Source organism: Paracoccus alkenifer, from assembly GCF_900108405.1.
Taxonomy (GTDB): Bacteria; Pseudomonadota; Alphaproteobacteria; order Rhodobacterales; family Rhodobacteraceae; genus Paracoccus; species Paracoccus alkenifer.
On the sequence record NZ_FNXG01000005.1, the window covers coordinates 45827 to 71530 of the forward strand.

A 25704-nucleotide genomic window follows, 5' to 3' on the forward strand; every position below is an offset into this window, starting at 1 on the left:
CAGGGTGGCGCGCGCAAATCCTATCCGGCGCTCGTCGCGCGGGCGACCGTGGCGAGATGGGTATTTATACCAGAAAGAAGTCACAGGCGCTGCGTGCGAGCTTCTTTCTGGTAAAAATACCCCAGCGGCCGGGACGCGAGCGCCGAGGGTCAGGCGGTCAGCCGCGCCCCGTCATGGCCTGTGATCACAAGATCCAGCAGCGCGCCCTCGGGCATGTCGCGGGTCAGCGTCACCTCGGTGAATTGCTCGGTGCGGCCGATGCGGGGGCCTTCGGTCAGGATGCGGTGGCGCTGGCCAAGCTGCGCGTCCAGATGCGCGCGCAGTGCGGTGTCGCCCGCAGCCCGCAGCCTTGCCGCGCGTTCGCGGATCGCCGGGCCGGGGACGGCGGGCATCCGTGCCGCAGGCGTCCCCTTGCGCGGGCTATAGGGGAACACATGCAGAAAGGTCAGCCCGCAATCCTCGACCAGTTTCAACGAGTTCTGGAAATGCGCCTCGGTTTCGGTGGGGAAGCCCGCGATGATGTCGGCGCCGAACACGATGTCGGGGCGCAGGCGGCGGGTTTCCTGGCAAAAGCCGATAGCGTCGTCGCGCAGGTGGCGGCGCTTCATCCGTTTCAGGATCAGGTCGTCGCCGTGCTGCAAGGACAGGTGCAGATGCGGCATCAGCCGGGGCTCGGTCGCGATGGCCTCGACCAGCTCGGGGTCGGCCTCGATCGAATCAATCGAGGAAATCCGCAGCCGCGGCAGGTCCGGCACCATTTTCAGGATCCGCCGCACCAGATTGCCCAGCCGAGGCGTCGCCGGCAGATCGGCGCCCCAGCTGGTCAGGTCGACGCCGGTCAGCACCACCTCGTTGAAGCCGCGGTCGCGCAGGCGCTTGATCTGCTCGACCACCACCCCCGCCGGGACCGAGCGCGAATTTCCGCGCCCGTAAGGGATGATGCAAAAGGTGCAGCGGTGGTCGCAGCCGTTCTGCACCTGCACATAGGCGCGATGGCGGCCGAAGCCGTCGATCAGGTGGCCGGCGGTTTCGCGCACCGACATGATGTCGTCGACCATCACCCGCTCGGTCCCGAAATCGGGGGCGGCCAGCGCCGACCAGGTGGCGGGCTGCATCTTTTCGTGGTTGCCGATGACGCGGGCGACCTCGGGCATGGCGGCGAAGGTCTCGGGTTCCACCTGCGCCGCGCAGCCGGTGACGATGATCGGGGCGCCGGGGTTTTCGCGGGCGAGCCGGCGGATTTCCTGCCGCGCCTTGCGCACCGCCTCGGCCGTGACCGCGCAGGTGTTCACGATCACCGCGCCTTGCAGCCCGGCGGCCGCGGCCATTTCGGCCATCGCCTCGGATTCGTAGGCGTTCAGCCGGCAGCCCAGCGTGGCGAGGATCGGGGGCGCGCTCATCCCGCCGCCGCCAGCCAGTCGGGGGACAGCACGCCGTCGAACACGCGCGCGACCGGGCCGGACAGCCAGACGCCGTCGTCGCGCCAGTCCACTGTCAGCTGGCCTCCGTCCAGATCCAGCGTGACCCGCCGCCCGGTCAGCCCGCGCCGATGCGCCGCCACCGCCACCGCACAGGCGCCCGAGCCGCAGGCCAGCGTCACCCCCGCACCGCGTTCCCACACCCGCATCCGCAGGTGGTCGGGGCTGGTCACACTGGCAAATTCGACGTTGGTGCGCTGGGGAAACAGCAGGTGATGCTCGATCCGCGGGCCAAGGGTTTCCAGCGGCACCACCTCGGCGTCAGCGACAAAGAACACGCAATGCGGGTTGCCCATGCCGACCGCGGTCGGGGTGCCGTCCAGCGGCAGGGCGTCGGTGTCGACCGCATCCGCCAGCGGTATCTGGTCCCACGCCAGCTGCGGCGGTCCCATGTTGACGTGGACCGCGCCGCCCTCGCGCCGCGCCTGCAACATGCCGCGCAGGGTGGCGAATCGCACCTCGTCGCGGCCCAGCTCGCGCAGCATCAGATCCGCCACGCAGCGCGAGGCATTGCCGCAGGCCCCGGCCTGAGACCCGTCGGCGTTCCAGAAATCCAGCCGGTAGTCGGCGTCCGCGTGTGGCAGGATCTCGGCCAGCTGGTCAAAACCCACACCGCGGTTGCGGTCGCCCAGCGCCCGCGCCAGCGCCGGCGTCATCCGCCGCGCCGGCTCGGCGCGCGAATCGATCACCACGAAATCATTGCCGGCCCCGTGCATCTTGATAAAGCCAAGGCCGCCCAGGGGGCGCTGTAGCTGGTCCATCGCGGCGATATACGCCTGCACCGCGCTTTCCGCCAGAGGCAGGGTCTTTTCCGCTTGACCCCGTTTGCACCTGTGTTTAGGGACACGCCCTGTGTTGGGGCCCGTAGCTCAGTGGTAGAGCAACTGACTTTTAATCAGTGGGTCGCTGGTTCGATCCCAGCCGGGCTCACCACCTGACTTTCGGAAACCGCCGGCGGATTGCTCTGCCGGCGGTTTCTGCGTTTCCGGGCAGGGCCGTGGCTGTGATCACAAGATCGCAGGGGCGGCTGACAGCAGGCACCGCATCGGCTATGCCGGGCCGGACGGAGGTGCATATGGACAACACGCGGCGGATGATGCTGGGCGCGGGCGGGGCGCTGATCCTTGCCGGGTTCGTCGGCGGCGGCATGGCGTTGCGCCGGCTGGCGGCCGAGCTGGCGGATACCGATGTGCTGGACGATCCCGACATCCCGCTGCTGGGCAACCCCACGGGCGACGTGACCATCGTCGAGTTCTTCGATTACCAGTGCCCGTTCTGCAAGCGCGGGCACCAGGATCTGCTGGCGCTGGCGGCCGAGGACGGCAACATCAGGCTGATGATGCGCGACTGGCCGGTGTTCGGCGCGCCCTCGGTGCTGGCGGCGCAGCTGGTGCTGGGCGCGGCCTCGCTGGGGGAATATGCGCCGGCGCATAATGCGCTGATGGCGACCGAGGGGCGGCTGGCCGCGCCCCAGATCCGCCGGGCGCTGGCAGGGGCCGGCGTCGACCATATCGAGGCCGAGGATGCGTTCCGCCGCGACCGCGCCCGCTGGGACGCGCTGTTGTCGCGCAATGCGGCCCATGCGGCGCGGATGGGATTGCAGGGCACCCCGGTCTTTGCCATCGGCAGGGCGGCGCCGCCGGGCGCCACGGTCGCGCAGGCCGAAATCCACCGCGGCGCCATGGGCATCCCCGCCATGCGCCGCGCCGTGGCCAACGCCCGGCGTCAGGGCTGACAGGCGCGGCCGCCACATTCCCGCCGCACTTGCGGCTTTGTGACTTGACGCGGCAGAGCAAGCGATTGACGCCCCGCCGGGCAGCTTGTAGCTCGAATGTCGAAGCGATTTCCGGCAGGTATTTCCTTATCGGTGCGTCCCGGCATAGCGTTGCCGGCAAACGTGGCGTGCCAAGGTGCGGGGCGCGGGTGATTATCCGCCTGCCCGTCCGTCCGGCGGTTCTCGCCTGCGGCGTTCACGCAGCGCCGTCCGCCCGTTGGCCGCTGTCCTGCATTCCGGGATCGCCGGCCGCACCCGCCCGCCCACGGCCCCGGTGGCCGACCGAGATCCGCGCGCCCGCCGCGCCGCCATGACGACGAAAGGCGACAATCCGGACGTATGCTGGCCGAGAACCTGCTTTTGCTGCTTGCCGTGCTGCCCTTTGTCGGGGCGATTTCGGCCGTCACCATGCCGGTTACGGCCCGCAACGCCGAGGTGGCGCTGGCCGGCTCGGTCATGGTCGCGGGGCTGCTGGCGCTGGCCGCGTTGTTCGGGGATGTCACCGCCGGGCAGGTCGTATCCCGCACGCTGAGCTGGGCGCCCTCGCTGGGGCTGGACGTCACGCTGCGGCTGGACGGGTTTTCCTGGCTGATGCTGCTGCTGGTCTACGGCATCGGGCTGCTGGTGGTGATCTATGCGCGTTATTACCTGGCGCCCTCGGACCCGGTGCCGCGGTTCTACGGTTTCCTGCTGGCCTTTGCCGGGTCGATGGTGGGGGTGCTGATCGCGGGCAACATCATCCTGATGGTGGTGTTCTGGGAACTGACCAGCCTGTTTTCGTTCCTGCTGATCGGCTACTGGCACCAGAACGCCGGGGCCCGCGACGGGGCGCGGACCGCCCTGGTCGTCACCGCCGCCGGGGGGATCGCGCTGCTGGCCGCGATGATCCTGCTGGGGCAGGCGGTGGGCAGCTATCAGCTGGACGACGTGCTGCGCGCGGGCGATCTGGTGCGCGGGCATCCGTGGTATCTGTGGATCCTGGGGCTGTTCCTGCTGGGCGCATTCACCAAGTCGGCGCAGTTCCCGTTCCATTTCTGGCTGCCCAACGCCATGGCCGCGCCGACGCCGGTCAGCGCCTATCTGCATTCGGCCACCATGGTCAAGGCGGGAGTGTTCCTGCTGGTGCGCTTCTCTCCGGTGCTGGGGGCGACGGATGCGTGGTTCTGGATCGTGGCCGGGACCGGCATGGTCACGCTGGTCATCGGCGCGGTGATCGCGACCTGGCGCAACGACCTGAAAGGGCTGCTGGCCTATTCCACCATCAGCCACCTGGGGCTGATCACCGCGCTGGCGGGGATGGGCAGCGGCGCGGCCATCGTCGCCGCGGTCTTTCACATCATGAACCACGCGGTGTTCAAGGCCTCGCTGTTCATGGGCGCGGGCATCATCGACCATGAAACCGGCACCCGCGACCTGCGCAAGCTGTCCGGGCTGCGCCACGCCATGCCGCGCACCGCGCTGCTGGCCATCGTCGCCGCCGCCGCCATGGCAGGGGTGCCGCTGCTGAACGGCTTTCTGTCCAAGGAAATGTTCTTTGCCGAGGCCGCCGACTGGCACAACGGCACCTGGCTGGACCGCTGGCTGCCCTATATCGCCACCTTTGCCAGCGTGTTCAGCGTCGCCTATTCGCTGCGCTTCATCGCGGCGGTGTTCTTTGGCCCGCTGGCCACGGACCTGCCCAAGGAACCGCACGAGCCCCCCGTCTGGATGCGCCGCCCGGTCGAGTTCCTTGTCGCCATCGTTCTGGTGGTCGGATTCTGGCCCGAGGCCCTGATCGGCCCGATCCTGCAATCGGGCGTCATCGCGGTGCTGGGCGGGACCGCACCCGACTACAGCCTGGCGCTGTGGCACGGCTTCAACACGCCGCTGAAGATGAGCCTGACCGCGCTGGTGCTGGGGACGCTGTTCTATTTCCTGTTTTCCAAGCGGCTGTCGCAGGCGAACGAGGCGCCGGGATTCCTCAGCAAGCTGCGCGGGCAGCAGGTCTTTGACCGGCTGATGCTGGTGGTGACGCGGAAATGGCCGGTGTTGCTGTCGCGCGTCACCGGCAGCAGCCGCTTGCAGGTGCAGCTGCGGATGGTGGTGCTGCTCAGCCTGGCCGCGGCGTCCTGGGCGCTGTGGGGGGCCGCACGGCTGGTGCCGCAGGGGCTGTGGGACAGCTTTGACCCCAGCTTTGCGCTGCTGTGGGTGGCGGGGATCGCCTGCGCCATCGGGGCGGCGGCGCTGGCGAAATATCACCGCTTTGCGGCGCTGGCCCTGCTGGGCGGTGCGGGGCTAGTGACGGCGATGACCTTTTCGTGGTTTTCCGCCCCCGATCTGGCGGTGACGCAGCTGCTGGTCGAGGTCATCACCACCGTGCTGCTGCTGCTGGGGCTGCGCTGGCTGCCCAAGCGCTTGCAGGAAATCGAAAGCGACCGCCGCCTGCCGGCCCGCGCGCGGCGGGCCATCGACCTGGTGATCGCCAGCGCCTGCGGGGCGGGGGTGGCGGCCATCGCATTCGCCGTGATGACCGTGCCGCCGGGCCGGTCCATCGGCGACTGGTTCCGCGGCAACGCCTATGCCGAGGGCGGCGGCACCAACGCGGTCAACGTGATCCTGGTGGATTTCCGCGCCTTCGACACGCTGGGCGAGATCACCGTGCTGGGGGTCGTGGCGCTGACCTGCTATGCGCTGCTGCGCCGTTTCCGCCCGGCCCCCGAAAGCGTGGCGCTGCCCTCGCAGCAGACCTTCAACGAGCTGCCCCCCATCAACCCCGCGCGCGAGGCCGAGGCCGCGACCGAACCCACCCGCCACGACCTGATGATGATGATCCCGGCGGTCATCATGCAGTGGATGTTCCCGCTGTCGGTGGCGATCGCCGCCTATCTGTTCCTGCGCGGCCACGACCTGCCGGGCGGAGGCTTTGCCGCCGGCGTCGCCTTTGCCATCGGGCTTTTGCTGCAATATCTGGCGACCGACGTGCGCTGGATCGAAAGCCGCATCACCATCCTGCCGGTGCGCTGGATCGGGCTGGGGCTGATGATCGCCGCGGGCACCGGCATGGGCGCGTTCCTGTTCGGCTATCCGTTCCTGACCGCCCACGCGCAATATGTGGAACTGCCGCTGATCGGCACCGTGCCGGCGGCAACCGCGCTGGCCTTTGACCTGGGGGTGTTTGCGGTGGTGGTCGGCTCGACCGTGCTGATGCAGATCGCCATCGCCCACCAGTCGCTGCGCTCGGCCCGCCTGCGCGCCCGCGAAACCGCCGAGCAGGCCAGCCCCGAGGATGCGGCCGAGGAACGCGGCAACCGCACCAAGGAACAGACGCACCAGCAGGAGGGCGCGTGATGGAACTGACCCTGTCGCTGGGAATCGGCGTGCTGGTCGCCTCGGGGGTGTGGCTGGCGATGCGGCCGCGGACCTTTCAGGTCATCGTCGGGCTGTGCCTGCTGTCCTATGGTGTCAACCTGTTCATCTTTGCCATGGGGCGGCTGGTCACCGGCGCCGCGCCGATCATGCCCAAGGGCGGCTTTGTCAACCCCGACGCCTATGCCGACCCGGTGCCGCAGGCGCTGGTGCTGACCGCCATCGTCATCGGCTTTGCCACCACCGCGCTGTTTCTGGTGGTCATCATGGCCGCGCGCGGCTTTACCGGCACTGACCACGTCGACGGGAAGGAGCGCGAGCAGTGACGCCTCCGCCCCATATCATCGTGCTGCCGATCCTGATCCCGCTGATCGCCGGCGCGATCATGCTGATGTATGACGAACGCCAGCGCCGGCTCAAGCTGGGGCTGGGGATCCTGGCCTGCGTGCTGCAACTGGGGGTGGCGATCACGCTGATCCTGCGGACGGGCGGGTCGTCCGAACTGGGGCGCAACATCGTCACCCTGTATCTGCTGGGGGACTGGCCGTCGCCCTTTGGCATCGTGCTGGTGCTGGACCGGCTGTCGGCGCTGATGCTGCTGCTGACCTCGGTCGTGGCGCTGCCGGCGCTGATCTATGCGGGCGCGGGCTGGCACCGCAACGGCCAGCATTTCAACGCGCTGTTCCAGTTCCTGCTGATGGGCATCAACGGGTCGTTCCTGACCGGAGACCTGTTCAACCTGTTCGTGTTCTTCGAGGTGATGCTGGCGGCCTCATACGGGTTGCTGCTGCATGGCTCGGGTCGGGTCAGGGTGGGCGCGGGGCTGCATTACATCGCGGTCAACCTGCTGGCGGCGATGCTGTTCCTGCTGGGGGTGGCGCTGATCTACGGCACCACCGGCACGCTGAACATGGCCGATCTGGCGACCCGCATCCCGCAGCTGGCGCCAGCCGACCGCCCGATGATCCATGCCGCCGCCGCGCTGCTGTCGGGGGCGTTCCTGATCAAGGCGGCGATGTGGCCGCTGTGCTTCTGGCTGCCCAACGCTTACGGCGCCGCCGCCCCGCCGGTGGGCGCGGTGTTTTCGCTGCTGACCAAGGTCGGCGCCTATGTGATCATCCGGCTGGGCCTGCTGCTGTTCGGCCCTGCGGCGGGCGAATCGGCGGGCTTCGGCGCGCAGGTGCTGGCGGTGGGGGGCATGGCGACCATGGCCTATGGCTCGATCGGGGTGCTGGCGGCGCAGGATCTGGGGCGGATGACCGGCAATCTGGTGCTGGTGTCCTCGGGGACGCTGCTGGCGGTGGTCGGGCTGGCCATGGTCTATGACGACGCGCCGATGCTGACCGGGGCGCTTTATTACATGTTCGCCTCGACCCTGGGGCTGGCGGCGCTGTTCCTGCTGGCCGAACCCATCGGCCGCAAGGAAGAGGGCATCGCCGGCCTGCTGGCGGTCACCGCCGAGATCTACGGCCTCGACCCCGAGGAAGACGACGACGAGCCGCGGCAAGAGGGCACCGCCATCCCCGGCGCCACCGCGCTGCTGGGCATGGCGTTTCTGGCCTGCGTGCTGGTGGTGGCGGGGCTGCCGCCGCTGGCCGGGTTCCTGGGCAAGTTCGGGATGCTGTCCAGCGCGGTGCAGCGGGCGTGGTCGCTGCCGGGCATGTGGGGGCACTGGGCGTTCGTGGTGCTGCTGATCCTGTCGGGGTTCTGCACGCTGATCGCGCTGATGCGCTGGGGGATCCAGGGCCTGTGGGCCAATTCCGACGAACCGCCCCTGCCCGTGATGGAGGCGCTGCCCATCCTGATGCTGGTCGGCACCGTGGGGCTGCTGACGGTGCAGGCGGAACCCGCGCTGCGCTATATCGACCGCACCGCCGAGGCGCTGACGGAAAACGCCGTCTATATCGGGGGCGTGATGACCGCACCCCCCGTCGGCCCCGAGCCGCTGGCCCCCGAACCGCTGGACACCGAGCCCCCCGACCCCGGCCCGGCCGAGGTGCAGCCATGACCCTGTTCCCGCATCCGCTGGTCTCTGCCGTGATCGCGGCGCTGTGGCTGGTGCTGACCGAGGTGTCCGCCGGCCAGCTGCTGCTGGCGGCGCTGGTGTCAATGCTGGCCGGGCTTGCCTATCGCCGGCTGACCCCCGACCCGATCCGGGTGCGCCGGCCGTTGCAGGCGGTGCGGCTGTTTCTTGTGGTGGGCGGCGACATCATCCGCTCGAACATCGCGGTGGCGCGGCTGATCGTGACACAGGGGCGCAACCAGGCCCGCCGCTCGGGCTTTGTGCATATCCCGCTGGAACTGACCAACCGCCACGCGCTGGCCATCCTTGCGATGATCGTCACCGCCACCCCCGGCACCGCCTGGATCGAATACGACCCGCGCGAGGGGCGGCTGCTGCTGCATGTCTTCGACCTGCTCGAATCCGACGATTGGGTGGATATCATCAAGTCCCGATACGAATCGCTGCTGCTGGAGATCTTTCAATGAGCGCGACCCTGCTTTCGACGGTGCTGGTCTTTTCGCAGGTCTGCCTCGCGGTGGCGCTGCTTCTGGCGGTGGGGCGGGTGGTTTACGGGCCGCGGGCGCAGGACCGGGTGCTGGGTCTCGATTCCGCCTATGTCTGCGCCATGCTGCTGCTGGTGGTCGCCGGAATGTATCACGGCACCGTCTATCAGTTCGAGGCCGCGCTGGTCATCGGCACGCTGGGCTTTGTCGCCACCACGGCGATGGGCAAGTTCCTGATGCGCGGCGAGGTGATCGAATGAACCATCTCGACCAGATCCACCCGGCAATCGCCGTGGTGATCGCCGCGTTCGTGCTGATCGGCACGGTGCTGACGCTGCTGGGCACCGTCGGGCTGCTGCGGCTGGGCAGTTTCTACGAACGGCTGCACGCGCCGACGCTGGGGGTCAGCTGGGGCACGGCGGGGATCCTGATCGGCTCGGTGCTGATGTATTCGACGCTGGGGTCGCGCCCGGTCATCCACGAGCTGTTTCTGGGCATCATGATGATGGTGACCGCGCCGGTCACGCTGATGGTGCTGGGCCGCGCCGCCCTGCACCGCGACCGGGCCGAAGGCCGCCCCCCCGCCGGCAGCGACGCCCCCGGCCACCCGCTGAAACGCGGCACCGAACGCTGAGCCGGGCACCGCCCGCCCATCTCTCGCATCCGGCTCTCCCGACGCCGCGCCCGCTTGCGGCGCCCGCGCGCCTGCATCGGCCGCGCGGCCTCTCGCGCCCGCTCGACCCCACTGACGAATCCGCCTCGCCTCACCCTGCGCACCCACGCGCCGACCTCTCGGCCCTGCGCCGGCCGATGACTTCTTTCTGGCCCAAATACCCATGCCGCAGGCAGGACGGGCCGCGCCCGGCCTTCCACTTACGCCTCGGGCAGGAACCGCCCCTCGCGCGACAGGATGTCCTGCCAGACGATGGCGGCGGCGCCGATGGGGGGCATGTCCTCGCGGTGCAGCAGGAACCAGCGGCGGATGATCGGCAGGTCGGGGCGGCGCAGCGCCACCAGCCGCCGCGATTTCAGCTCGTCGGCGATGGTATGGGCGGAAATCAGCGCGATCCCCAGCCCGGCCATGACCGCCTGCTTGATCGTTTCATTTGAATCCATCTCGATGGCGGCATAGCTCTGCCCCTCGCCCAGCCGGTCCAGGAACCGCTGCGCCAGCAGCCGGGTGCCCGACCCCGGTTCGCGCAGGATCAGCGGCTCGGCCAGGATCGCCTGCGCCGGCACCTCGGCCAGCCCGGCCAGCGGATGCGCGGGGGGCGCGATCATCACATGCGGATGCGGGCCGATATCGGCGGCGGTGACGCGGGGCTCGCGCGGGGGGCGGCCGGTGATTGCCATGTCCACGGTGCCGTCGCGCAGCGCCGCCACCACCCAGTCGCGGTTGCCGACCCGCAGGACGATCTCGATCCCCGGCAGGGCGCGGCCCAGCCCTGCCACCAGCGCCGGCACGAAATACTTGGCGGTGGACACCACCGCCAGCACCACCCGCCCGGCGCGCCCCTGCTGCAACGCCTCGATGTCGCCCAGCGCCGCCCGCAGCGCCGCGTCGGCGCGGCGCGCACCCAGCAGCAGCGCCGCACCCGCCGGGGTGGGCTGGAACGCGTGGGCGCCGTCGCGAAACACCAGCGCCGCGCCTGCCGCGTCCTCAAGCACCCGCAGCTGGCTGTGGACCGCCGGCGCGGTCAGCCCCAGCGCCTGCGCGGCCCCGGTGATCGAGCGTGCCTGCACCACCGCGTCCAGCGCGCGCAGCTGCCGCAGGGTGATGGCCTCGAGCCGAGGATTCAATTTATTTGAACCGTTCTTTCCCATTATTAAATTTAACTATGCCCGCAACGCCCGCATGATCAATCCCGAAATCACGTCGATCCGGGGAGGAGAGCGGGCGATGACAGCAGCCCAGGACATCGGTCTGGCCGATCTGGCCACGCAGCCCGAGGTGGCCGAGGTGATCCGCACCCTTGCCCGCGTGGCCCGCGAGCTGTCGCGCCGCATCGCCCGCGGCGCGCTGGAGCGCCACGGCGCCACCGTCGGCGAAAACAGCGACGGCGACAGCCAGAAGGCGCTGGACCTGATCGCCGACCGCGCGGTGTTCGCGGCGCTGCAGGGCGCGCCGGTGCGCTGGTATGCCTCCGAGGAACGCGACGAGGTGGTGCCCCTGACCCCGGGCGCGCCGCTGGCGCTGGCGATCGACCCGCTGGACGGGTCCTCGAACATCGACGTCAACATGTCGATCGGCACCATCTTTTCCATCCTGCCCGCGCAGGACGATCCGCTGGCCTCGTTCCTGCGCCCGGGGCGCGAGCAGCTGGCGGCGGGCTATGTGATCTACGGGCCGCAGACCGCGCTGGTGCTGACGCTGGGCCGCGGCACCGCGCTGTGGGTGCTGGACCCCGCGTCGGGGCGGTTCGAACCCGCCGGGCCGCTGGCGATCCCGCAGCGGTCGAACGAATTCGCGATCAACGTCTCGAACTATCGGCACTGGGCGCCGCCGGTGCGGGCCTATATCGACGATTGCCTGGCGGGGGAAACCGGGCCGCGCGACAAGAACTTCAACATGCGCTGGGTGGCCTCGCTGGTGGCGGAAACCCACCGCATCATCACCCGCGGCGGCATCTTCCTGTATCCGGCCGACGCGCGGCGCGGCTACGACCACGGCCGGCTGCGCCATGTCTACGAATGCGCACCCATCGCGCTGCTGGTGGAACAGGCGGGGGGTGCGGCCACCGACGGCTGCGACCCGATCCTCGACCTTGTGCCGCAGGCGCTGCACGAACGCACGCCGCTGGTTTTCGGCACCCCCGTCAAGGTGCATCGCGTCGCCGCCTATCACGACCTTCCGCACGAGGAAGTCGCCGCCCTTTTCGGCCAACGCGGCCTCTTCCGGCAGTAGGATTCCCATGAGCAAGAAGCATCCCATCATCTCGGTCACCGGCAGTTCCGGCGCAGGCACCAGCACCGTCAAGGCCACCTTCGACCAGATCTTCCGGCGCGAGGGCATCCGCGCCGTCTCGATCGAGGGCGACGCCTTCCACCGCTACGACCGCGCCGCGATGAAGGACGAGCTGGCGCGGCGCACCGCCGCCGGGGACAACACCTTCAGCCATTTTTCGATCGACGCCAACGAGCTGGAAAGGCTGGAGGACATCTTCCGCATCTACGGCGAAACCGGCCGCGGCCAGACCCGCCACTATGTCCACGACGACCGCGAATCGGAACGCTGGGGCGCCCCGCCCGGCACCTTTACGCCCTGGGCCGATTTCAAGGACGGCAGCGACCTGCTGTTTTACGAAGGGCTGCACGGCGCGGTGAAAACCGCCGCCATCGACATCGCCCGGCACGCGGATCTGAAAATCGGGGTGGTGCCGGTCATCAACCTGGAATGGATCCAGAAAATCCACCGCGACAAGGCCAGCCGCGGCTATTCGACCGAGGCGGTGACCGACGTGATCCTGCGAAGGATGCACGATTATGTGCATGTGATCACGCCCCAGTTCACCCAGACCGACATCAATTTCCAGCGGGTGCCGGTGGTCGACACCTCGAACCCGTTCATCGCGCGCTGGATCCCGACCCCGGACGAAAGCCTTGTGGTGATCCGCTTTCGCAACCCTCGGGGGATCGATTTTCCCTATCTCACCCAGATGATCCAGGGGTCGTGGATGAGCCGGGCGAACTCGATCGTGATCCCCGGGCCGCGGATGGATCTGGCGATGCAGCTGATCCTGACGCCGATGGTCCAGCGCCTTGTCGAAACCGCACGGAGGGCCTGAGCACGGAGTGCCTGAGCGATGAACGCCCCCCATCCCCGCCGGCCGTTCGCGGCCGCCCGCAATCCCGCCACGGAGTGACCTCATGGCCCTTATCACGCTGCGACAGCTTCTGGACCACGCCGCCGAACATGGCTACGGCGTTCCCGCCTTCAACATCAACAACATGGAACAGGGGCTGGCCATCCTCAGGGCGGCGTCGGAAACCGATGCGCCGGTGATCTTGCAGGCCAGCCGCGGCGCGCGCAGCTATGCCGGCGACATCATGCTGCGCCACATGGTGCAGGCGCTGGCCGAGATGAACCCGACCGTCCCGATCTGCCTGCATCAGGACCACGGCAACAACCTGGCCACCTGTATGTCGGCGATCCGCCACGGCTTTACCTCGGTGATGATGGACGGCTCGCTGCACGAGGACATGAAGACCCCCGCCGACTACGACTATAACGTCGCGGTGACCGCGCGGGTGGCCGAGGCCGCCCATGCCGTCGGCGCCTCGGTCGAGGGCGAGCTGGGGGTGCTGGGCAGCCTTGAAACCGGCGAGGCCGCGGCCGAGGACGGATCGGGCGCCGAGGGCAAGCTGGACGAAAGCCAGCTGTTGACCGACCCCGATCAGGCGGTGGATTTCGTCATGCGCACGAAATGCGACGCGCTGGCGATTGCCTGCGGCACCTCGCACGGGGCCTATAAATTCACCCGCCAGCCCGACGGCGACATCCTGGCGATGCATGTGATCGAGGCGATCCATCAGCGCCTGCCCGGCACGCATCTGGTGATGCACGGCTCGTCCTCGGTGCCGCAGTATCTACAGGATCTGATCAACGACAATGGCGGCGAGATGCCCCAGACCTGGGGCGTCCCGGTCGAGGAAATCGAGCGCGGCATCCGCATGGGCGTGCGCAAGGTCAATATCGACACCGACTGCCGCATGGCGATGGCCGGCCAGTTCCGCCGCATCGCGCGCGAAAATCCAGCCGAGTTCGACCCGCGCAAGTTCCTGATCCCGGCGATGGAGGAACTGACCGCCCTGTGCCGCGACCGGTTCCAGCGCTTCGGCGCCGCCGGCCACGCCAGCCGCATCAGGGTCATCCCGATGGACGAGATGGCGAAACGCTATGCCGCGGGGGCGCTGAACCCCGCCAACGCGGCGGCGAAAGCCGCCTGAGGGCCAGCAATCACCGCGGCCAGCGCCGCATCAGGGAGGAAACACCCATGAACGAGATGAGCACCACGGAAATCACCGACAAGAAGAAACGCTATCAGGCCGGCGTGCTGAAATACGCGCAGATGGGCTATTGGGACGGCGATTATGAACCCAAGGACACCGACCTGCTGGCGCTGTTCCGCATCACCCCGCAGGATGGCGTGGACCCGATCGAGGCGGCAGCGGCAGTAGCGGGCGAAAGCTCGACCGCGACCTGGACGGTGGTCTGGACCGACCGGCTGACCGCCTGCGACCAGTATCGGGCGAAAGCCTACAAGGTCGAGCCGGTGCCGGGCCAGCAGGGGCAGTATTTCTGCTATGTGGCCTATGATTTGATCCTGTTCGAGGAAGGCTCGATCGCCAACCTGACGGCCTCGATCATCGGCAACGTGTTCAGCTTCAAGCCGCTGCTGGCGGCGCGGCTCGAGGACATGCGGCTGCCCGTCGCCTACTGCAAGACCTTCAAGGGGCCGCCCACCGGCATCGTGGTGGAACGCGAGCGGCTGGACAAGTTCGGCCGCCCACTGCTGGGCGCCACCACCAAGCCCAAGCTGGGGCTGTCGGGCAAGAATTACGGGCGCGTCGTCTATGAGGGGCTGAAGGGCGGGCTCGACTTCATGAAGGACGACGAGAACATCAACTCGCAGCCCTTCATGCACTGGCGCGACCGCTTTCTTTACGTGATGGAGGCGGTGAACCTGGCCACCGCCCAGACCGGCGAGGTCAAGGGCCATTACCTGAACATCACCGCCGGAACGATGGAGGAGATGTATCGCCGCGCCGAGTTCGCCAAGTCGCTGGGCAGCGTGATCGTGATGGTGGACCTGATCATCGGCTATACCGCGATCCAGTCGATTTCCGAATGGTGCCGGCAGAACGACATGATCCTGCACCTGCATCGCGCCGGCCACGGCACCTATACGCGGCAGAAGAACCACGGCATCAGCTTTCGCGTGATCGCCAAGTGGATGCGGCTGGCGGGGGTGGATCATATCCATGCCGGCACCGCGGTGGGCAAGCTCGAGGGCGACCCGATGACCGTGCAGGGGTTCTACAACGTCTGCCGCGAAACCCATAACGCCGTCGACCTGTCGCGCGGGCTGTTCTTTGACCAGGACTGGGGCGACATCCGCAAGGTGATGCCGGTCGCCTCGGGCGGGATCCATGCCGGCCAGATGCACCAGCTGCTGGACCTGTTCGGCGACGACGTGGTGTTGCAGTTCGGTGGCGGCACCATCGGCCACCCGATGGGCATCCAGGCCGGCGCCACCGCCAACCGCGTCGCGCTGGAAGCGATGGTCAAGGCCCGCAACGAGGGCGTGGACATCGCCAACGAAGGCCCCGAAGTCCTGCGCCGCGCCGCCAAATGGTGCAAGCCGCTGGAGGCCGCGCTGGATGTGTGGGGCAACATCACCTTCAACTACAGCTCGACCGATACCTCGGATTTTGTTCCCACCGCCAGCGTTTCGTAAGGAGGATCAGATGCGCATCACCCAGGGCTGCTTCAGCTTTCTGCCCGACCTGACCGACGACGAGATCAGCGCCCAGGTCGAATACTGCCTTGCCCGCGACTGGGCCATCGGCGTCGAATACACCGACGAGCCGCACCCGCGGAACACGTTTTGGGAAATGTGGGGCAACCCCATGTTCGACCTGAAAGACGCCAAGGGCGTGATGATGGAACTTGAGGACTGCCGCAAGGCCAACCCCGATAGCTATATCCGCATGAACGCCTTTGACAACACCCGCGGGCTGGAGACCGTGACGATGAGCTTTATCGTCCATCGCCCGGCAGTCGAGCCGCGGATCATCATGCGCCGGACCGAGGTGGACGGGCGCTCGATCCGCTACACGCATGAGGTGGCGCGCTAGGCGGCGCCGCACCGGGGGCTTCGCGCCCCCGGACCCCCGCGGGATATTTTCAGACAGAAGATGGAGCCAGGGATGGACGAGGTTGCGCCTGTAAGCATCGACCTGCGGGCCGAGTATGAAGAGTCCGGCGTGCGCGAGGTTCTGGACGAGCTGGACCGCGAGCTGATCGGGCTGGCCCCGGTCAAGAGCCGCATCCGCGAGACCGCGGCGCTGCTGCTGGTCGACCGCGCCCGCGCCCGGCTGGGGCTGAGCCACGACACCCCCACCCTGCACATGAGCTTTACCGGCAACCCCGGCACCGGCAAGACCACCGTCGCGCAGAAGATGGCCGGGCTGCTGCACCGGCTGGGCTATGTGCGCAAGGGCCATCTGGTCAGCGTCACCCGCGACGATCTGGTCGGGCAATATATCGGCCACACCGCCCCCAAGACCAAGGAGGTTCTGAAAAAAGCCATGGGCGGCGTCCTGTTCATCGACGAGGCTTATTACCTGTATAAACCCGACAACGAACGCGATTATGGGCAAGAGGCGATCGAGATCCTGTTGCAGGTGATGGAAAACAACCGCGACGATCTGGTGGTGATCATGGCGGGCTATGCCGATCGCATGGACCGGTTCTTTTCCGCCAACCCCGGGTTCCGGTCACGCATCGCCCATCACATCGATTTTCCCGACTATACCGACGGGGAACTGGGCCGCATCGCCGGCGCCATGCTGGACGCGCAGGGCTATCGGCTGGACGCGGGCGCGCAGGCGGCGATGGCGGAATATGTCACCCTGCGCCGCGCGCAGCCGCATTTCGCCAATGCGCGGTCGATCCGCAATGCGCTGGACCGGGCGCGGCTGCGGCAGGCGAACCGGCTGTTTTCCCAGGCCAGCCCCGTGACGGCGGACGATCTGTGCATTATCACTGCCCCCGACCTCAGGGCGAGCCGGGTGTTTTCCGGCGGGCTCGACCCCGAATCTGGCCGCAGCAAGGACGATGCCCATGGACTTTGACCGCTCGATCAAGATCGCCCCCTCGATCCTTTCAGCCGATTTCGCCGATTTCGGCCGCGAGATCCGCGCGGTCGAGGATCAGGGCGCCGACTGGGTGCATGTCGACGTGATGGACGGGCATTTCGTGCCGAACATCACCTTTGGCCCGCCCGCAGTCGCCGCGTTCCGCAAGCATGTGCGCACGGTGATGGACGTGCATCTGATGATCGCGCCGGTCGATCCCTATATCGACGCCTTTGCGCGCGCCGGCGCCGACATCATCACCGCCCATGTCGAGGCCGGGCCGCATATCCACCGCACCTTGCAGGCGATCCGCGGCGCGGGCGCCAAGGCGGGCGTGGCGCTGAACCCCGGCACTCCGGCGGAATCGGTCGAACATCTGCTGGATCTGGCCGATCTGGTCTGCGTGATGACGGTGAACCCCGGGTTCGGCGGGCAGAAATTCATCGACATGACCGACAAGGTGCGCCGCCTGCACGCCATGATCGGCGACCGCCCCGTGCATATCGAGATCGACGGCGGCGTCGATCCGACCACCGCGCCCGGGTTGGCGCGGGCGGGGGCGGATGTGCTGGTCGCCGGCTCGGCGGTGTTCCGGGGCGGCTCGGTGTCGAACAGCGCGCCTTACGGCGAGAACATCGCCGCGATCAGGGCGGCGGCCCAAGCCGCGCTGGGATGACCCTGCGGGCGATCATCTTTGACGTGGACGGCACCTTGGCCGAGACCGAGGAGCTGCACCGCCGCGCCTTCAACGACTGCTTTGCCGCGCAGGGGCTGGGCTGGCACTGGGACCGGGACCGCTATCGCGAGCTGCTGCGCGTCACCGGCGGCAAGGAACGCATCGCCCGCGACCTGGCCGACCGCGGCATCGACCCCACCGCCCATGACATCCCCGCGCTGCACCGCGCCAAGACCGCGCGCTATACCGCGCTGATGGCGGGCGGAGAGATCGCGCTGCGCCCGGGAATCGCGGCGCTGATCGATTCCGCCCGGGCGGGCGGGCTGCGGCTGGCCATAGCCACCACCACCAGCCGCCCCAATATCGACGCGCTGATCCGCGCCACCATGGGGCGCGACGCGGCCCAGGTGTTCGACGTGATCGCCGCGGGCGACGAGGTGGCGGAAAAGAAACCCGCCCCCGACGTGTATCTGCTGGCGCTGCGGCGGCTGGGCCTGCAAGCCGCCGATGCCGTGGCGCTGGAAGATTCGCTGAACGGGCTGCTGTCGGCCCGGGCGGCGGGGTTGCGCTGCGTCGTGTCCCCTGCGACCTATACGCGGGGCGACGCGTTTCCGGACGACTGCCCGCTGGTCGAGGATTTCACCCATATCTCCACGCCCGGGGCGCTGGAGCTGCTGCTGAAAGAACCCGCATGATCCTGATTTTCGATCTGGACGGCACGCTGATCGACAGCGTTCCCGACATTCACAAGACCTCGAACGAGGTGCTGGCGGCCGAGGGGCTGGGGCCGCTGGACCTGCCCACGGTGCGCAGTTTCATCGGCCGCGGCGTCCCGCATCTGGTCGAGCGGCTGCTGGGCGCGCATGGCATCGCGGACCCCGCACGGGTGGCGCGGATGATTTCGGCCTTTGGGGCGCGCTACGAGGATGCGGTGGCGCTGACCCGCCCCTATGACGGCGCCCCCGAGGCGCTGGCGGCGCTGGCGGCGCAGGGGCATGTGCTGGGCATCTGCACCAACAAGCCGGTGGCCCCGGCGCGGGCGGTGCTGCGGCATCTGGGGCTGCTGGACCATTTCGCCGCGATCATCGGCGGCGACAGCGCCCCACAGCGCAAGCCCGACCCCGAACCCCTGCATCTGGCCATCGCGGCCTGCGGCGGCGGGCCCGCGCTATACATCGGCGATAGCGAGGTCGACGCCACCTGCGCCGCCGCCGCCGGGGTGGCGATGATCCTGCACACCGAGGGCTATCGCCACTCTGCCCCCGAGGCGCTGCCGCATGTGGCGCTGTTTGACGATTTCGCGGCGCTGCCGGGGATCGTGGCCGAGCTGGCATCCGACCGCGCGGGGCAACAGGCGCTGGCCTGACGCAGGCCCCGCCCGCCCGCCTGTCGTCCGCCCCTGTTGCCACCCCCGCCCCTGTTGCCGCACCCGCCCCGCGCGTGGCACAGTCGCGCCATGTCGCTGACCGCTCGTATCGTGGTGCTGGTTCTGGCCGTGCAGCTGGCGCTGGTCGCGGCGCTGGGGGTGTTCTTGGCCGCCAATGCGCGCGAGGCCGTGGCGGCCGAGGTCGCGGCCTCGATGCGTTCGGCGCGCGAGCTGGTGCTGACCACGGTCGCCGCGCTGATCGACACCGTGCCGGGCGAGCAGCTGCCCGCAACGCTGGCCGAGCGGCTGGTCGAGCCGCGCCACGCCCGCATCCTGATCTATGACGCCGCCAGCGGGCGGATGGCCTCGCCCCGCAATGCGGCGCCGCGGCCCGACCCAGCGCCCGAATGGTTCACCCGCATGCTGGCGCCGCGGGTCCAGTCCACGCAGTTGCAGGTGGTGGAAAACCGCACGATCCGCGGGCTGGCGATGATCTCGGGCGATCCGGCGGCGGAAATCGCCAAGGTCTGGGACGACGCGCGCACGCTTTTCGGGCTGCTGGCGCTGGCCGGGCTGGCGCAGCTGGCGCTGATCTGGGCGGCCCTGCGCGCGGGGTTGCGGCCGCTGTCGCGGGTCTCGGCGGTGCTGGACCGGCTGGCGGGGGGCGACCTTGGCGCGCGGGCGGGGCGGGTGCGCACCCCCGATCTGGCGCCGCTGGCCGCCGATGTGGACCGGCTGGCGCAGGCGCTGACGGACGCGCAGGCCGACCGCGCGCGGCTGTCGCGGCAGGTGGTGGGCCGCGGCGATCAGGAACGCGCCGCCATCGCCCGCGACCTGCACGACGAATACGGCCCCTGCCTGTTCGCGCTGCGGGTCGAGGCCGGGGCCATTCGCGACACCGCCCCCGACGACACCCACGGCGACACGATCCGCGACCACGCCGAAAACATCCTGACCATCGCCGACCAGATCCGGCAGGTGAACAGCGCGCTGCTGTCGGGGCTGCGGCCGATGGCGCTGGGGCAGCTGCCGCTGGCCATTGTGCTGTCGGACCTGTTCGACGATCTGGCGCTGCGCAACGACACGATCCGCTGGTTGCTTGACCTGCCCCAAGACCTGCCGGAACCGGACGAGGCCACCGCCCTGACGATCTACCGCATCCTGCAAGAGGGCACGACCAACGCCCTGCGCCACGCCGGCGCCACCAGCATCAGCGCCGCCGTCGCCCATGACCCGCAGGGCTGGACCGTGCGCCTGTCCGACGACGGGATTGGCCTGCGCGGCGCGGCCGAGGGCAACGGCCTGTCGGGGATGCGTGAACGCGTCGGCCTGCTGGGCGGCAGTTTCGACGTGCAGGACGGGGCGCGAGGTGTCACAATCCGCGCAACACTGCCGGACCAGACCGACCCATGACCCACACCGCCCCCCAACCCGACCCCGCCCGCACCGCCATGGTGGTGGACGACCACCCGATCACCCATCTGGGCTGCGGCCGGCTGCTGGCCGATCTGGGCTACGGCCGTGTGCTCAAGGCCATGTCGGGGGACGAGGCGCTGGCCCTGCTGGACAGCCATCAGCCGCAGGTGGTGGTGCTGGACATCTCGCTGCCCGGCGTGGGCGGGCTGGCGCTGATCGCGCCGATCCTCGAACGCTCGCCCGACAGCGCGATCCTGATGTTTTCCATGAATGACCAGCCCGGTTTCGCCGCCCGCGCACTGGCCGAGGGCGCGCATGGGTTTCTGTCCAAGAACGCCCCGCCCGAGGAATTCGGCACCGCCATCCGCGCGCTTGAGACGGGCGAGTTCTACCTGCCGCCGCGACTGGCGCTGGCACTGGCGACGCGTCAGGCGGGGGCCGACCGCTCGGCCACGCTGACCGCGCGCGAGGACGAGGTGCTGACCCTGATCGGCGAGGGGCTGGCCCTGCAACAGGTCGCCGACCGGCTGGGGGTCAGCTACAAGACCGTGGCCAACGCCGCCTCGACGCTGAAGCGCAAGCTGGGGGTGTCGAACATCACCGGGCTGATCCGCCACGCGGTGGCACGCGAGCGCTAGCCATTAGACCGCGATATTATCGATCAGCCGCACCGGCCCCAGCCACGCCGCGGCCAGCAGCCGCGCGGGGCCGTCCAGCCGGTCCAGCGGCACCAGCGTTTCGGGGTCGCGCAGGTCAAGATATTCGACCTGCTGGAACCCGGCGCCGGTGATCTGGTCGCGGGCCTGCGCCAGCACCTGCACCGCCTCGTCGCCCGCGCGCAGCCCTGCCGCCGCCGCCGCCATGGCGCGATGCAGTGCCGGCGCGATGGCGCGGTCCTCGGCCGACAGCCGCGCGTTGCGCGAGGACAGCGCCAGCCCGTCGCCCTCGCGCAGGGTGGCACAGCCGGTGATCGCCGTGGGGATGTTCAGGTCGGCCACCATGCGGCGCACGATCTGCAACTGCTGCCAGTCCTTTTCGCCAAAGAACGCCTGGTCGGCGCCGGTCATCAGCAGCAGCTTGGCCACCACCGTCGCCACCCCGTCGAAATGCCCGGGGCGAAAATCGCCGCACATGCCGCGGGAAAGCCCCTCGACCTTGACCGAGGTGGCAAAACCCTGCGGATAGACCTGATCCACCGGCGGCATGAACAGCAGATCAACGCCGCGCGGGCCAAGGATGGCGCGGTCGCTGTCCTCGTGGCGGGGATAGTTGGCCAGATCCTCGGCCCGGTCGAACTGCCGCGGGTTCACGAACAGGGTGACGATCACCCGGTCGCAGGCCGCGCGCGCCGCATCGACCAGCGACAGATGCCCCGCGTGCAGCGCGCCCATCGTCGGCACCACCGCCACGGTTTCGCCCCGGCCCCGCCAGCCCGCGACATGGCCGCGCAAATCCGCGACGCTGCGCGCCACCTGCATTTCACCCATGATCGCCCCCTTTGCCCCGCAGACGGGGGTGACAGGCCACAGCGGCGCGGAAAACGCAACGGAAATTCCCGCAGGCGCTCAGGGAACCGGGGTCCACATCACATCGTCGATCCGCGGCGCGGCGGTGGCCAGCATCACCAGCCGGTCGAATCCCAGCGCGATGCCACTGGCCGGCGGCATGATCGCCAGCGCCGCCAGCAGATCCTCATCCAGCGGATAGGTCTCGCCGTAGACCCGCGATTTTTCCGCCATCTCGGCCTGAAAACGGCGGCGCTGCTCGGCGGGGTCGGTCAGCTCGCCAAAGCCGTTGGCGAGTTCCACCCCGCAGGCGTAAAGCTCGAACCGCTCGGCCACGCGGGGGTCGTCCTGGGCACGGCGGGCCAGCGCGGCCTCGGGGGCGGGGTAGCGGTCAAGGATGGTGGCGCGCCCATGACCCAGATGCGGCTCGACATGGGTGACAAGGATGCGCGACAGGATGTCGGACCAGCCGTCATCCGCCGCCACCCGCAACCCCGCGGCGCGCGCCTGCCGGGCCAGGGCGTCGCGGTCGGTGGTGCCGTCCACCCCCACCGTCGCCAGCAGGTCGATGCCCGCATGACGCTGGAACGCATCCGCCACCGACAGACGTTCCGGCGCGGCAAACGGGTCGCAGGCATGGTCGCGAAACCGCAGCTCCGACGTGCCAGAGGCCGTCGCCGCCAGCGCCAGCAGCGCGGCGCAGTCATCCATCAGCGCCTCATACCCCTCGCCCACGCGATACCATTCCAGCATGGTAAATTCGGGGCTGTGCAGGGGGCCGCGCTCGCGGTTGCGCCAGACATGGGCAAAGGCGGCGATGCGGGTCTCGCCCGCCGCCAGCAGCTTTTTCATCGCGAATTCGGGGCTGGTGTGCAGATACAGGCGCCGCGCCTGCCCGTCGTTGCCGATGGCGTCGGTGGCAAAGCCGTGCAGATGCGCCTCGTTTCCCGGGCTGGCGGCCAAGGCGGCGGGATCGACCTCGGTAAAGCCGCCAGCCTCCAGCCAGCCGCGAAAGGCGCGCTGGATGCGTCCGCGCGCCGCCAGCAGCGGGCGCCGATCTGCGTGGCGGGAAGGGGCCCACCATGGTGTTTCCGTCATCTCTGGAGATTTCCGCTGAACTGCGCTAAGGAATGCGGCAATAAATCCCACATTCTCAGATCGCAAGAAAGACGCCAGTGAAAGTCATCGCATCTAGCCTGCGCAAGGGCAACGTCGTCGAACTGGACGGCAAGCTGTATGTCGTGCTGACCGCCCAGAACTTCCACCCCGGCAAGGGCACCCCGGTGACCCAGGTCGACATGCGCCGCATCTCGGACGGCACCAAGGTCAGCGAACGCTGGCGCACCACCGAACAGGTGGAACGCGCCCATGTCGACGAACGCGCCTATGACTATCTGTATGAGGACGGCGAGGGCTACCACTTCATGGAACCCGAAACCTACGAACAGGTCGTCGCGCCCGCCGAGATGATCGGCGACCAGAAAGCCTATCTGCAAGAAGGGATGCGGGTGTTCCTGCAAGTGTTCGAGGGTGCGCCCATCGCGCTGGAACTGCCGCAGAAAATCACCGTCGAGGTGGTCGAGACCGAGCCGGTGGTCAAGGGCCAGACCGCATCGTCGTCCTACAAGCCGGCGGTGGTGGATAACGGGCTGCGGGTGATGGTGCCGCCCCATATCGGCGCGGGCACCCGCATCGTGATCAACACCGAGGACAATACCTACGTGGAACGCGCCAGGGACTGACCCGCCCCCTTCCCTTGGCAGCGCCGCACCTGCGGCAAAGATGCTGGGGTATTTGGTCCAGAAAGAAGACATCGGCGAGCAAGCCCCGAGGCCGTGATTCCGGACTCGGGGCTTCTTTCTGGTTCAAATACCCATCCGGCCTTGCCGCGGGCGGGGCGGTTCAGATGACGGTGATGCCCTGCCCCTCTTCCACGCGGCCGACGATGGCGGACAGCGGATAGCCGGCGTCGTGCAGGCGGTGCAGCCAACCCTCGGCGGCATCGGGCGCGACCGCGACCAGCAGCCCGCCCGAGGTCTGCGGGTCGCACATCAGCGCCCGCGCCCAGTCGGGGCAGTTGTCGGGTAGTGTCACTTCGGGGCCGCAGGCGGCCCAGTTGCGGGTCGAGGCGCCGGTGATGTGACCCGCCCGCGCCAGTTCCTCGGCCCGGTTCAGCAGCGGCAGGGCGGCGCGTTCGATCACCACCCGCACGCCCGAGCCGCGGGCCATTTCCAGCCCGTGGCCCAGGATGCCAAAGCCGGTCACGTCGGTGATGGCATGGACCGCCGGATCCTCGGCCAGCTCAGGCCCGATCCGGTTCAACAGCGTGGTCGAGGCGATCATTTCCGCGATTCCCGCATCGTCCAGCGCGGATTTCTTGATCGCCGCCGAATAGATGCCGACGCCCAGCCCCTTGGTCAGGATCAGCACGTCGCCCGGCTGTGCATCGGCGTTGCGGCGCAGTTTTGCGGGATCGACCAGCCCGATCACCGCCAGCCCGTAGATCGGTTCCGGCGCGTCGATGGAATGGCCGCCCGCGACCGGAATCCCGGCCTCGGCGCAGATGGCGCGGCCGCCGGCAAGGATCTGGCGGATCATCTCGGCGGGCAGCTTGTCGATCGGCATCCCCAGGATCGCCAGCGCCATGATCGGGCGCCCGCCCATCGCGTAGATGTCGGAAATCGCGTTGGTCGCCGCGATGCGGCCAAAGGCGTGGGGATCGTCCACCATCGGCATGAAGAAATCGGTGGTCGCGATCACTGCGGTCTTGTCGTCGATCTGCCAGACCGCGGCGTCGTCGGCGGTTTCCGTCCCCACCAGCAGCTGCGGGAACATCTGCCCGACCGGCTGGTCGGCCAGCAGTTCGCGCAGCACCGCCGGGGCAAGCTTGCAGCCGCAGCCGCCGCCGTGGGACAGCTGGGACAGGCGGATCCGGGTCTCGGTCATGGGGAATCTTTCGTTGCAGCACCTTGGGGATAACGCGGCGCTCGGGGCGATAAGTCAAGCCGCCGGACCCGGCCGGACACCCCCGCCCCGCGCAGCTTTTTGACAAGTTGCCGGCGCCGCAACCCCGGCAATACGTTATGTTCACGGCGTAATATCGCGCTGTCGTTGACTTGTAGGCGATTCCGCCCGACACTGGTTTCACCTATCTTGGTATGACAGGCACAGGAGGATCGAATGAACATCGACCTCTCACGCCGCGGCTTTCTGAAGCTTGCAGGTGCGGGAGTCGCGGCGACATCGCTGGGGGCCATGGGCTTTGGCGGTGCAGAGGCAGCGGAACTGGCGCATGTGCGCAAATTCAAGCTGGCCGAAACGTCCGAGACCCGCAACACATGTCCCTATTGCTCTGTCGCCTGCGGCGTCATCATCTATGCCCGCGCCGATGAGGCCGGCAAGCGCCGCGTGGTCCATATCGAGGGCGACGCCGACCATCCGGTCAACCGCGGCACGCTGTGCCCCAAAGGCTCGGCGCTCAAGGATTTCGTCAACGCCGAGACCCGCCTGACCGAGCCGATGATCCGCCGCGCCGGCTCCGACCGGTTCGAGCCGATTTCCTGGGACGAGGCGCTGGACAAGATCGCCCGCGCGATCAAGGACGACCGCGACGCCAATTTGGTGACCACGAACGAGGCGGGCGTGCCCGTCAACCGCTGGTCCACCACGGGTTTCCTGGCCGCCTCGGCCACCACCAATGAAACGGCCTGGCTGACCTACAAGGTGGTCCGGTCGATGGGTATTGTAGGTTTCGACAACCAGGCGCGCGTCTGACA

Annotated in this window: 26 protein-coding genes and 1 tRNA gene; 21 read left to right on the forward strand and 6 right to left on the reverse strand. The window is 68.7% G+C overall.

Annotated features, from left to right (window positions below; genetic code table 11):
- Positions 1-149 precede the first annotated feature (149 nt).
- Positions 150-1400: a tRNA (N(6)-L-threonylcarbamoyladenosine(37)-C(2))-methylthiotransferase MtaB gene (gene mtaB, locus BLW83_RS12320; protein ID WP_090848538.1), complete on the reverse strand. Its 1251-nt coding sequence runs from the start codon at positions 1398-1400 to the stop codon at positions 150-152.
- Positions 1397-2239: a diaminopimelate epimerase gene (gene dapF, locus BLW83_RS12325; protein WP_090848691.1), complete on the reverse strand. Its 843-nt coding sequence runs from the start codon at positions 2237-2239 to the stop codon at positions 1397-1399. Before dapF ends, mtaB begins: the two co-directional genes overlap by 4 nt.
- Positions 2240-2336: 97 nt before the next feature.
- Here dapF and BLW83_RS12330 point away from each other — a divergent pair.
- The 8 genes from BLW83_RS12330 (at position 2337) to mnhG (ending at position 9739) form a co-directional block, all read left to right on the forward strand.
- Positions 2337-2411 (forward strand) — tRNA-Lys (locus BLW83_RS12330).
- A 142-nt stretch (positions 2412-2553) separates the two neighbouring features.
- Complete coding sequence (locus BLW83_RS12335) at positions 2554-3213, forward strand: thioredoxin domain-containing protein (protein WP_245728847.1); 660 nt, start codon at positions 2554-2556, stop codon at positions 3211-3213.
- Between the two features lie 378 nt (positions 3214-3591).
- On the forward strand, positions 3592-6579 hold the full coding sequence (locus BLW83_RS12340) for a monovalent cation/H+ antiporter subunit A (protein ID WP_090848539.1): 2988 nt from the start codon (positions 3592-3594) through the stop codon (positions 6577-6579).
- The gene (locus tag BLW83_RS12345; RefSeq protein ID WP_090848540.1) at positions 6579-6923 is read left to right on the forward strand and encodes a Na+/H+ antiporter subunit C; all 345 of its coding nucleotides are present in this window, start codon (positions 6579-6581) and stop codon (positions 6921-6923) included. The genes BLW83_RS12340 and BLW83_RS12345 overlap by 1 nt, the downstream gene beginning before the upstream one ends.
- Positions 6920-8605: a monovalent cation/H+ antiporter subunit D gene (locus BLW83_RS12350; protein ID WP_090848541.1), complete on the forward strand. Its 1686-nt coding sequence runs from the start codon at positions 6920-6922 to the stop codon at positions 8603-8605. The genes BLW83_RS12345 and BLW83_RS12350 overlap by 4 nt, the downstream gene beginning before the upstream one ends.
- Positions 8602-9087, forward strand: coding sequence for a Na+/H+ antiporter subunit E (locus tag BLW83_RS12355; protein ID WP_090848542.1), 486 nt, complete (start codon positions 8602-8604; stop codon positions 9085-9087). The genes BLW83_RS12350 and BLW83_RS12355 overlap by 4 nt, the downstream gene beginning before the upstream one ends.
- Positions 9084-9365: a K+/H+ antiporter subunit F gene (locus BLW83_RS12360; RefSeq protein WP_090848543.1), complete on the forward strand. Its 282-nt coding sequence runs from the start codon at positions 9084-9086 to the stop codon at positions 9363-9365. The genes BLW83_RS12355 and BLW83_RS12360 overlap by 4 nt, the downstream gene beginning before the upstream one ends.
- Positions 9362-9739, forward strand: a complete 378-nt coding sequence (gene mnhG / locus BLW83_RS12365; RefSeq protein WP_090848544.1) for a monovalent cation/H(+) antiporter subunit G — start codon at positions 9362-9364, stop codon at positions 9737-9739. The genes BLW83_RS12360 and mnhG overlap by 4 nt, the downstream gene beginning before the upstream one ends.
- Positions 9740-9978: 239 nt before the next feature.
- On the opposite strand, the gene BLW83_RS12370 is transcribed toward mnhG, so the two are convergent.
- Positions 9979-10905 carry a LysR family transcriptional regulator gene (locus BLW83_RS12370; RefSeq protein WP_245728849.1) on the reverse strand — a complete coding sequence of 309 codons (927 nt, stop codon included), beginning with the start codon at positions 10903-10905 and terminating at the stop codon, positions 9979-9981.
- A gap of 100 nt (positions 10906-11005) precedes the next feature.
- On the opposite strand from BLW83_RS12370, the gene BLW83_RS12375 reads away from it, so the two are divergent.
- From BLW83_RS12375 to BLW83_RS12425, 11 genes are all read left to right on the forward strand, one after another.
- A complete protein-coding gene (locus tag BLW83_RS12375; RefSeq protein ID WP_090848546.1) occupies positions 11006-12010 on the forward strand; it encodes a class 1 fructose-bisphosphatase in 1005 nt (334 codons plus the stop codon).
- A 7-nt stretch (positions 12011-12017) separates the two neighbouring features.
- The gene (locus BLW83_RS12380) at positions 12018-12890 is read left to right on the forward strand and encodes a phosphoribulokinase (protein ID WP_090848547.1); all 873 of its coding nucleotides are present in this window, start codon (positions 12018-12020) and stop codon (positions 12888-12890) included.
- Positions 12891-12972: 82 nt separating this feature from the next.
- Positions 12973-14052 carry a class II fructose-bisphosphate aldolase gene (gene fba, locus BLW83_RS12385; protein WP_090848548.1) on the forward strand — a complete coding sequence of 360 codons (1080 nt, stop codon included), beginning with the start codon at positions 12973-12975 and terminating at the stop codon, positions 14050-14052.
- Positions 14053-14099: 47 nt separating this feature from the next.
- On the forward strand, positions 14100-15563 hold the full coding sequence (locus BLW83_RS12390; protein ID WP_090848549.1) for a form I ribulose bisphosphate carboxylase large subunit: 1464 nt from the start codon (positions 14100-14102) through the stop codon (positions 15561-15563).
- Positions 15564-15573: 10 nt separating this feature from the next.
- Positions 15574-15963, forward strand: a complete 390-nt coding sequence (locus BLW83_RS12395; protein ID WP_090848550.1) for a ribulose bisphosphate carboxylase small subunit — start codon at positions 15574-15576, stop codon at positions 15961-15963.
- Positions 15964-16035: 72 nt separating this feature from the next.
- Positions 16036-16962: a CbbX protein gene (gene cbbX / locus BLW83_RS12400; RefSeq protein WP_090848551.1), complete on the forward strand. Its 927-nt coding sequence runs from the start codon at positions 16036-16038 to the stop codon at positions 16960-16962.
- Positions 16952-17641, forward strand: coding sequence for a ribulose-phosphate 3-epimerase (gene rpe, locus BLW83_RS12405; protein ID WP_090848552.1), 690 nt, complete (start codon positions 16952-16954; stop codon positions 17639-17641). The genes cbbX and rpe overlap by 11 nt, the downstream gene beginning before the upstream one ends.
- A complete protein-coding gene (locus BLW83_RS12410; RefSeq protein ID WP_090848553.1) occupies positions 17638-18336 on the forward strand; it encodes an HAD family hydrolase in 699 nt (232 codons plus the stop codon). Before rpe ends, BLW83_RS12410 begins: the two co-directional genes overlap by 4 nt.
- A complete protein-coding gene (gene gph / locus BLW83_RS12415) occupies positions 18333-19007 on the forward strand; it encodes a phosphoglycolate phosphatase (RefSeq protein WP_090848554.1) in 675 nt (224 codons plus the stop codon). Before BLW83_RS12410 ends, gph begins: the two co-directional genes overlap by 4 nt.
- 90 nt (positions 19008-19097) lie before the next feature.
- Positions 19098-20420 carry a histidine kinase gene (locus tag BLW83_RS12420; protein WP_090848555.1) on the forward strand — a complete coding sequence of 441 codons (1323 nt, stop codon included), beginning with the start codon at positions 19098-19100 and terminating at the stop codon, positions 20418-20420.
- Complete coding sequence (locus BLW83_RS12425; RefSeq protein ID WP_090848556.1) at positions 20417-21061, forward strand: response regulator transcription factor; 645 nt, start codon at positions 20417-20419, stop codon at positions 21059-21061. The genes BLW83_RS12420 and BLW83_RS12425 overlap by 4 nt, the downstream gene beginning before the upstream one ends.
- A gap of 3 nt (positions 21062-21064) precedes the next feature.
- On the opposite strand, the gene panC is transcribed toward BLW83_RS12425, so the two are convergent.
- Positions 21065-21901 (reverse strand): pantoate--beta-alanine ligase, encoded by an 837-nt coding sequence (gene panC / locus BLW83_RS12430; RefSeq protein ID WP_425433962.1) that lies wholly within the window; start codon positions 21899-21901, stop codon positions 21065-21067.
- 87 nt (positions 21902-21988) lie between these two features.
- Complete coding sequence (gene epmA / locus BLW83_RS12435; RefSeq protein WP_090848558.1) at positions 21989-23026, reverse strand: EF-P lysine aminoacylase EpmA; 1038 nt, start codon at positions 23024-23026, stop codon at positions 21989-21991.
- Positions 23027-23103: 77 nt separating this feature from the next.
- On the opposite strand from epmA, the gene efp reads away from it, so the two are divergent.
- Positions 23104-23670 (forward strand): elongation factor P, encoded by a 567-nt coding sequence (gene efp / locus BLW83_RS12440; RefSeq protein ID WP_090848559.1) that lies wholly within the window; start codon positions 23104-23106, stop codon positions 23668-23670.
- Between the two features lie 160 nt (positions 23671-23830).
- Here efp and selD read toward each other — a convergent pair whose 3' ends face one another.
- Entirely contained in the window at positions 23831-24874 is a 1044-nt protein-coding gene (gene selD / locus BLW83_RS12445; RefSeq protein ID WP_090848560.1) for a selenide, water dikinase SelD, read from the reverse strand.
- Between the two features lie 234 nt (positions 24875-25108).
- On the opposite strand from selD, the gene BLW83_RS16115 reads away from it, so the two are divergent.
- Positions 25109-25702 (forward strand): molybdopterin-dependent oxidoreductase, encoded by a 594-nt coding sequence (locus BLW83_RS16115; protein WP_090848561.1) that lies wholly within the window; start codon positions 25109-25111, stop codon positions 25700-25702.
- Positions 25703-25704: the final 2 nt, after the last annotated feature.

What these genes read in the sequence shown, in the direction of transcription:
- mtaB (WP_090848538.1), bottom strand. Translation starts at nt 1,400, where the DNA reads ATGAGCGCGCCCCCGATCCTCGCCACGCTGGGCTGCCGGCTGAACGCC.
- dapF (WP_090848691.1), bottom strand. Translation starts at nt 2,239, where the DNA reads ATGGACCAGCTACAGCGCCCCCTGGGCGGCCTTGGCTTTATCAAGATG.
- BLW83_RS12335 (WP_245728847.1), top strand. Translation starts at nt 2,554, where the DNA reads ATGGACAACACGCGGCGGATGATGCTGGGCGCGGGCGGGGCGCTGATC.
- BLW83_RS12340 (WP_090848539.1), top strand. Translation starts at nt 3,592, where the DNA reads ATGCTGGCCGAGAACCTGCTTTTGCTGCTTGCCGTGCTGCCCTTTGTC.
- BLW83_RS12345 (WP_090848540.1), top strand. Translation starts at nt 6,579, where the DNA reads ATGGAACTGACCCTGTCGCTGGGAATCGGCGTGCTGGTCGCCTCGGGG.
- BLW83_RS12355 (WP_090848542.1), top strand. Translation starts at nt 8,602, where the DNA reads ATGACCCTGTTCCCGCATCCGCTGGTCTCTGCCGTGATCGCGGCGCTG.
- BLW83_RS12360 (WP_090848543.1), top strand. Translation starts at nt 9,084, where the DNA reads ATGAGCGCGACCCTGCTTTCGACGGTGCTGGTCTTTTCGCAGGTCTGC.
- mnhG (WP_090848544.1), top strand. Translation starts at nt 9,362, where the DNA reads ATGAACCATCTCGACCAGATCCACCCGGCAATCGCCGTGGTGATCGCC.
- BLW83_RS12375 (WP_090848546.1), top strand. Translation starts at nt 11,006, where the DNA reads ATGACAGCAGCCCAGGACATCGGTCTGGCCGATCTGGCCACGCAGCCC.
- BLW83_RS12380 (WP_090848547.1), top strand. Translation starts at nt 12,018, where the DNA reads ATGAGCAAGAAGCATCCCATCATCTCGGTCACCGGCAGTTCCGGCGCA.
- fba (WP_090848548.1), top strand. Translation starts at nt 12,973, where the DNA reads ATGGCCCTTATCACGCTGCGACAGCTTCTGGACCACGCCGCCGAACAT.
- BLW83_RS12390 (WP_090848549.1), top strand. Translation starts at nt 14,100, where the DNA reads ATGAACGAGATGAGCACCACGGAAATCACCGACAAGAAGAAACGCTAT.
- BLW83_RS12395 (WP_090848550.1), top strand. Translation starts at nt 15,574, where the DNA reads ATGCGCATCACCCAGGGCTGCTTCAGCTTTCTGCCCGACCTGACCGAC.
- cbbX (WP_090848551.1), top strand. Translation starts at nt 16,036, where the DNA reads ATGGACGAGGTTGCGCCTGTAAGCATCGACCTGCGGGCCGAGTATGAA.
- rpe (WP_090848552.1), top strand. Translation starts at nt 16,952, where the DNA reads ATGGACTTTGACCGCTCGATCAAGATCGCCCCCTCGATCCTTTCAGCC.
- BLW83_RS12410 (WP_090848553.1), top strand. Translation starts at nt 17,638, where the DNA reads ATGACCCTGCGGGCGATCATCTTTGACGTGGACGGCACCTTGGCCGAG.
- gph (WP_090848554.1), top strand. Translation starts at nt 18,333, where the DNA reads ATGATCCTGATTTTCGATCTGGACGGCACGCTGATCGACAGCGTTCCC.
- BLW83_RS12420 (WP_090848555.1), top strand. Translation starts at nt 19,098, where the DNA reads ATGTCGCTGACCGCTCGTATCGTGGTGCTGGTTCTGGCCGTGCAGCTG.
- BLW83_RS12425 (WP_090848556.1), top strand. Translation starts at nt 20,417, where the DNA reads ATGACCCACACCGCCCCCCAACCCGACCCCGCCCGCACCGCCATGGTG.
- panC (WP_425433962.1), bottom strand. Translation starts at nt 21,901, where the DNA reads ATGCAGGTGGCGCGCAGCGTCGCGGATTTGCGCGGCCATGTCGCGGGC.
- epmA (WP_090848558.1), bottom strand. Translation starts at nt 23,026, where the DNA reads ATGACGGAAACACCATGGTGGGCCCCTTCCCGCCACGCAGATCGGCGC.
- selD (WP_090848560.1), bottom strand. Translation starts at nt 24,874, where the DNA reads ATGACCGAGACCCGGATCCGCCTGTCCCAGCTGTCCCACGGCGGCGGC.
- BLW83_RS16115 (WP_090848561.1), top strand. Translation starts at nt 25,109, where the DNA reads ATGAACATCGACCTCTCACGCCGCGGCTTTCTGAAGCTTGCAGGTGCG.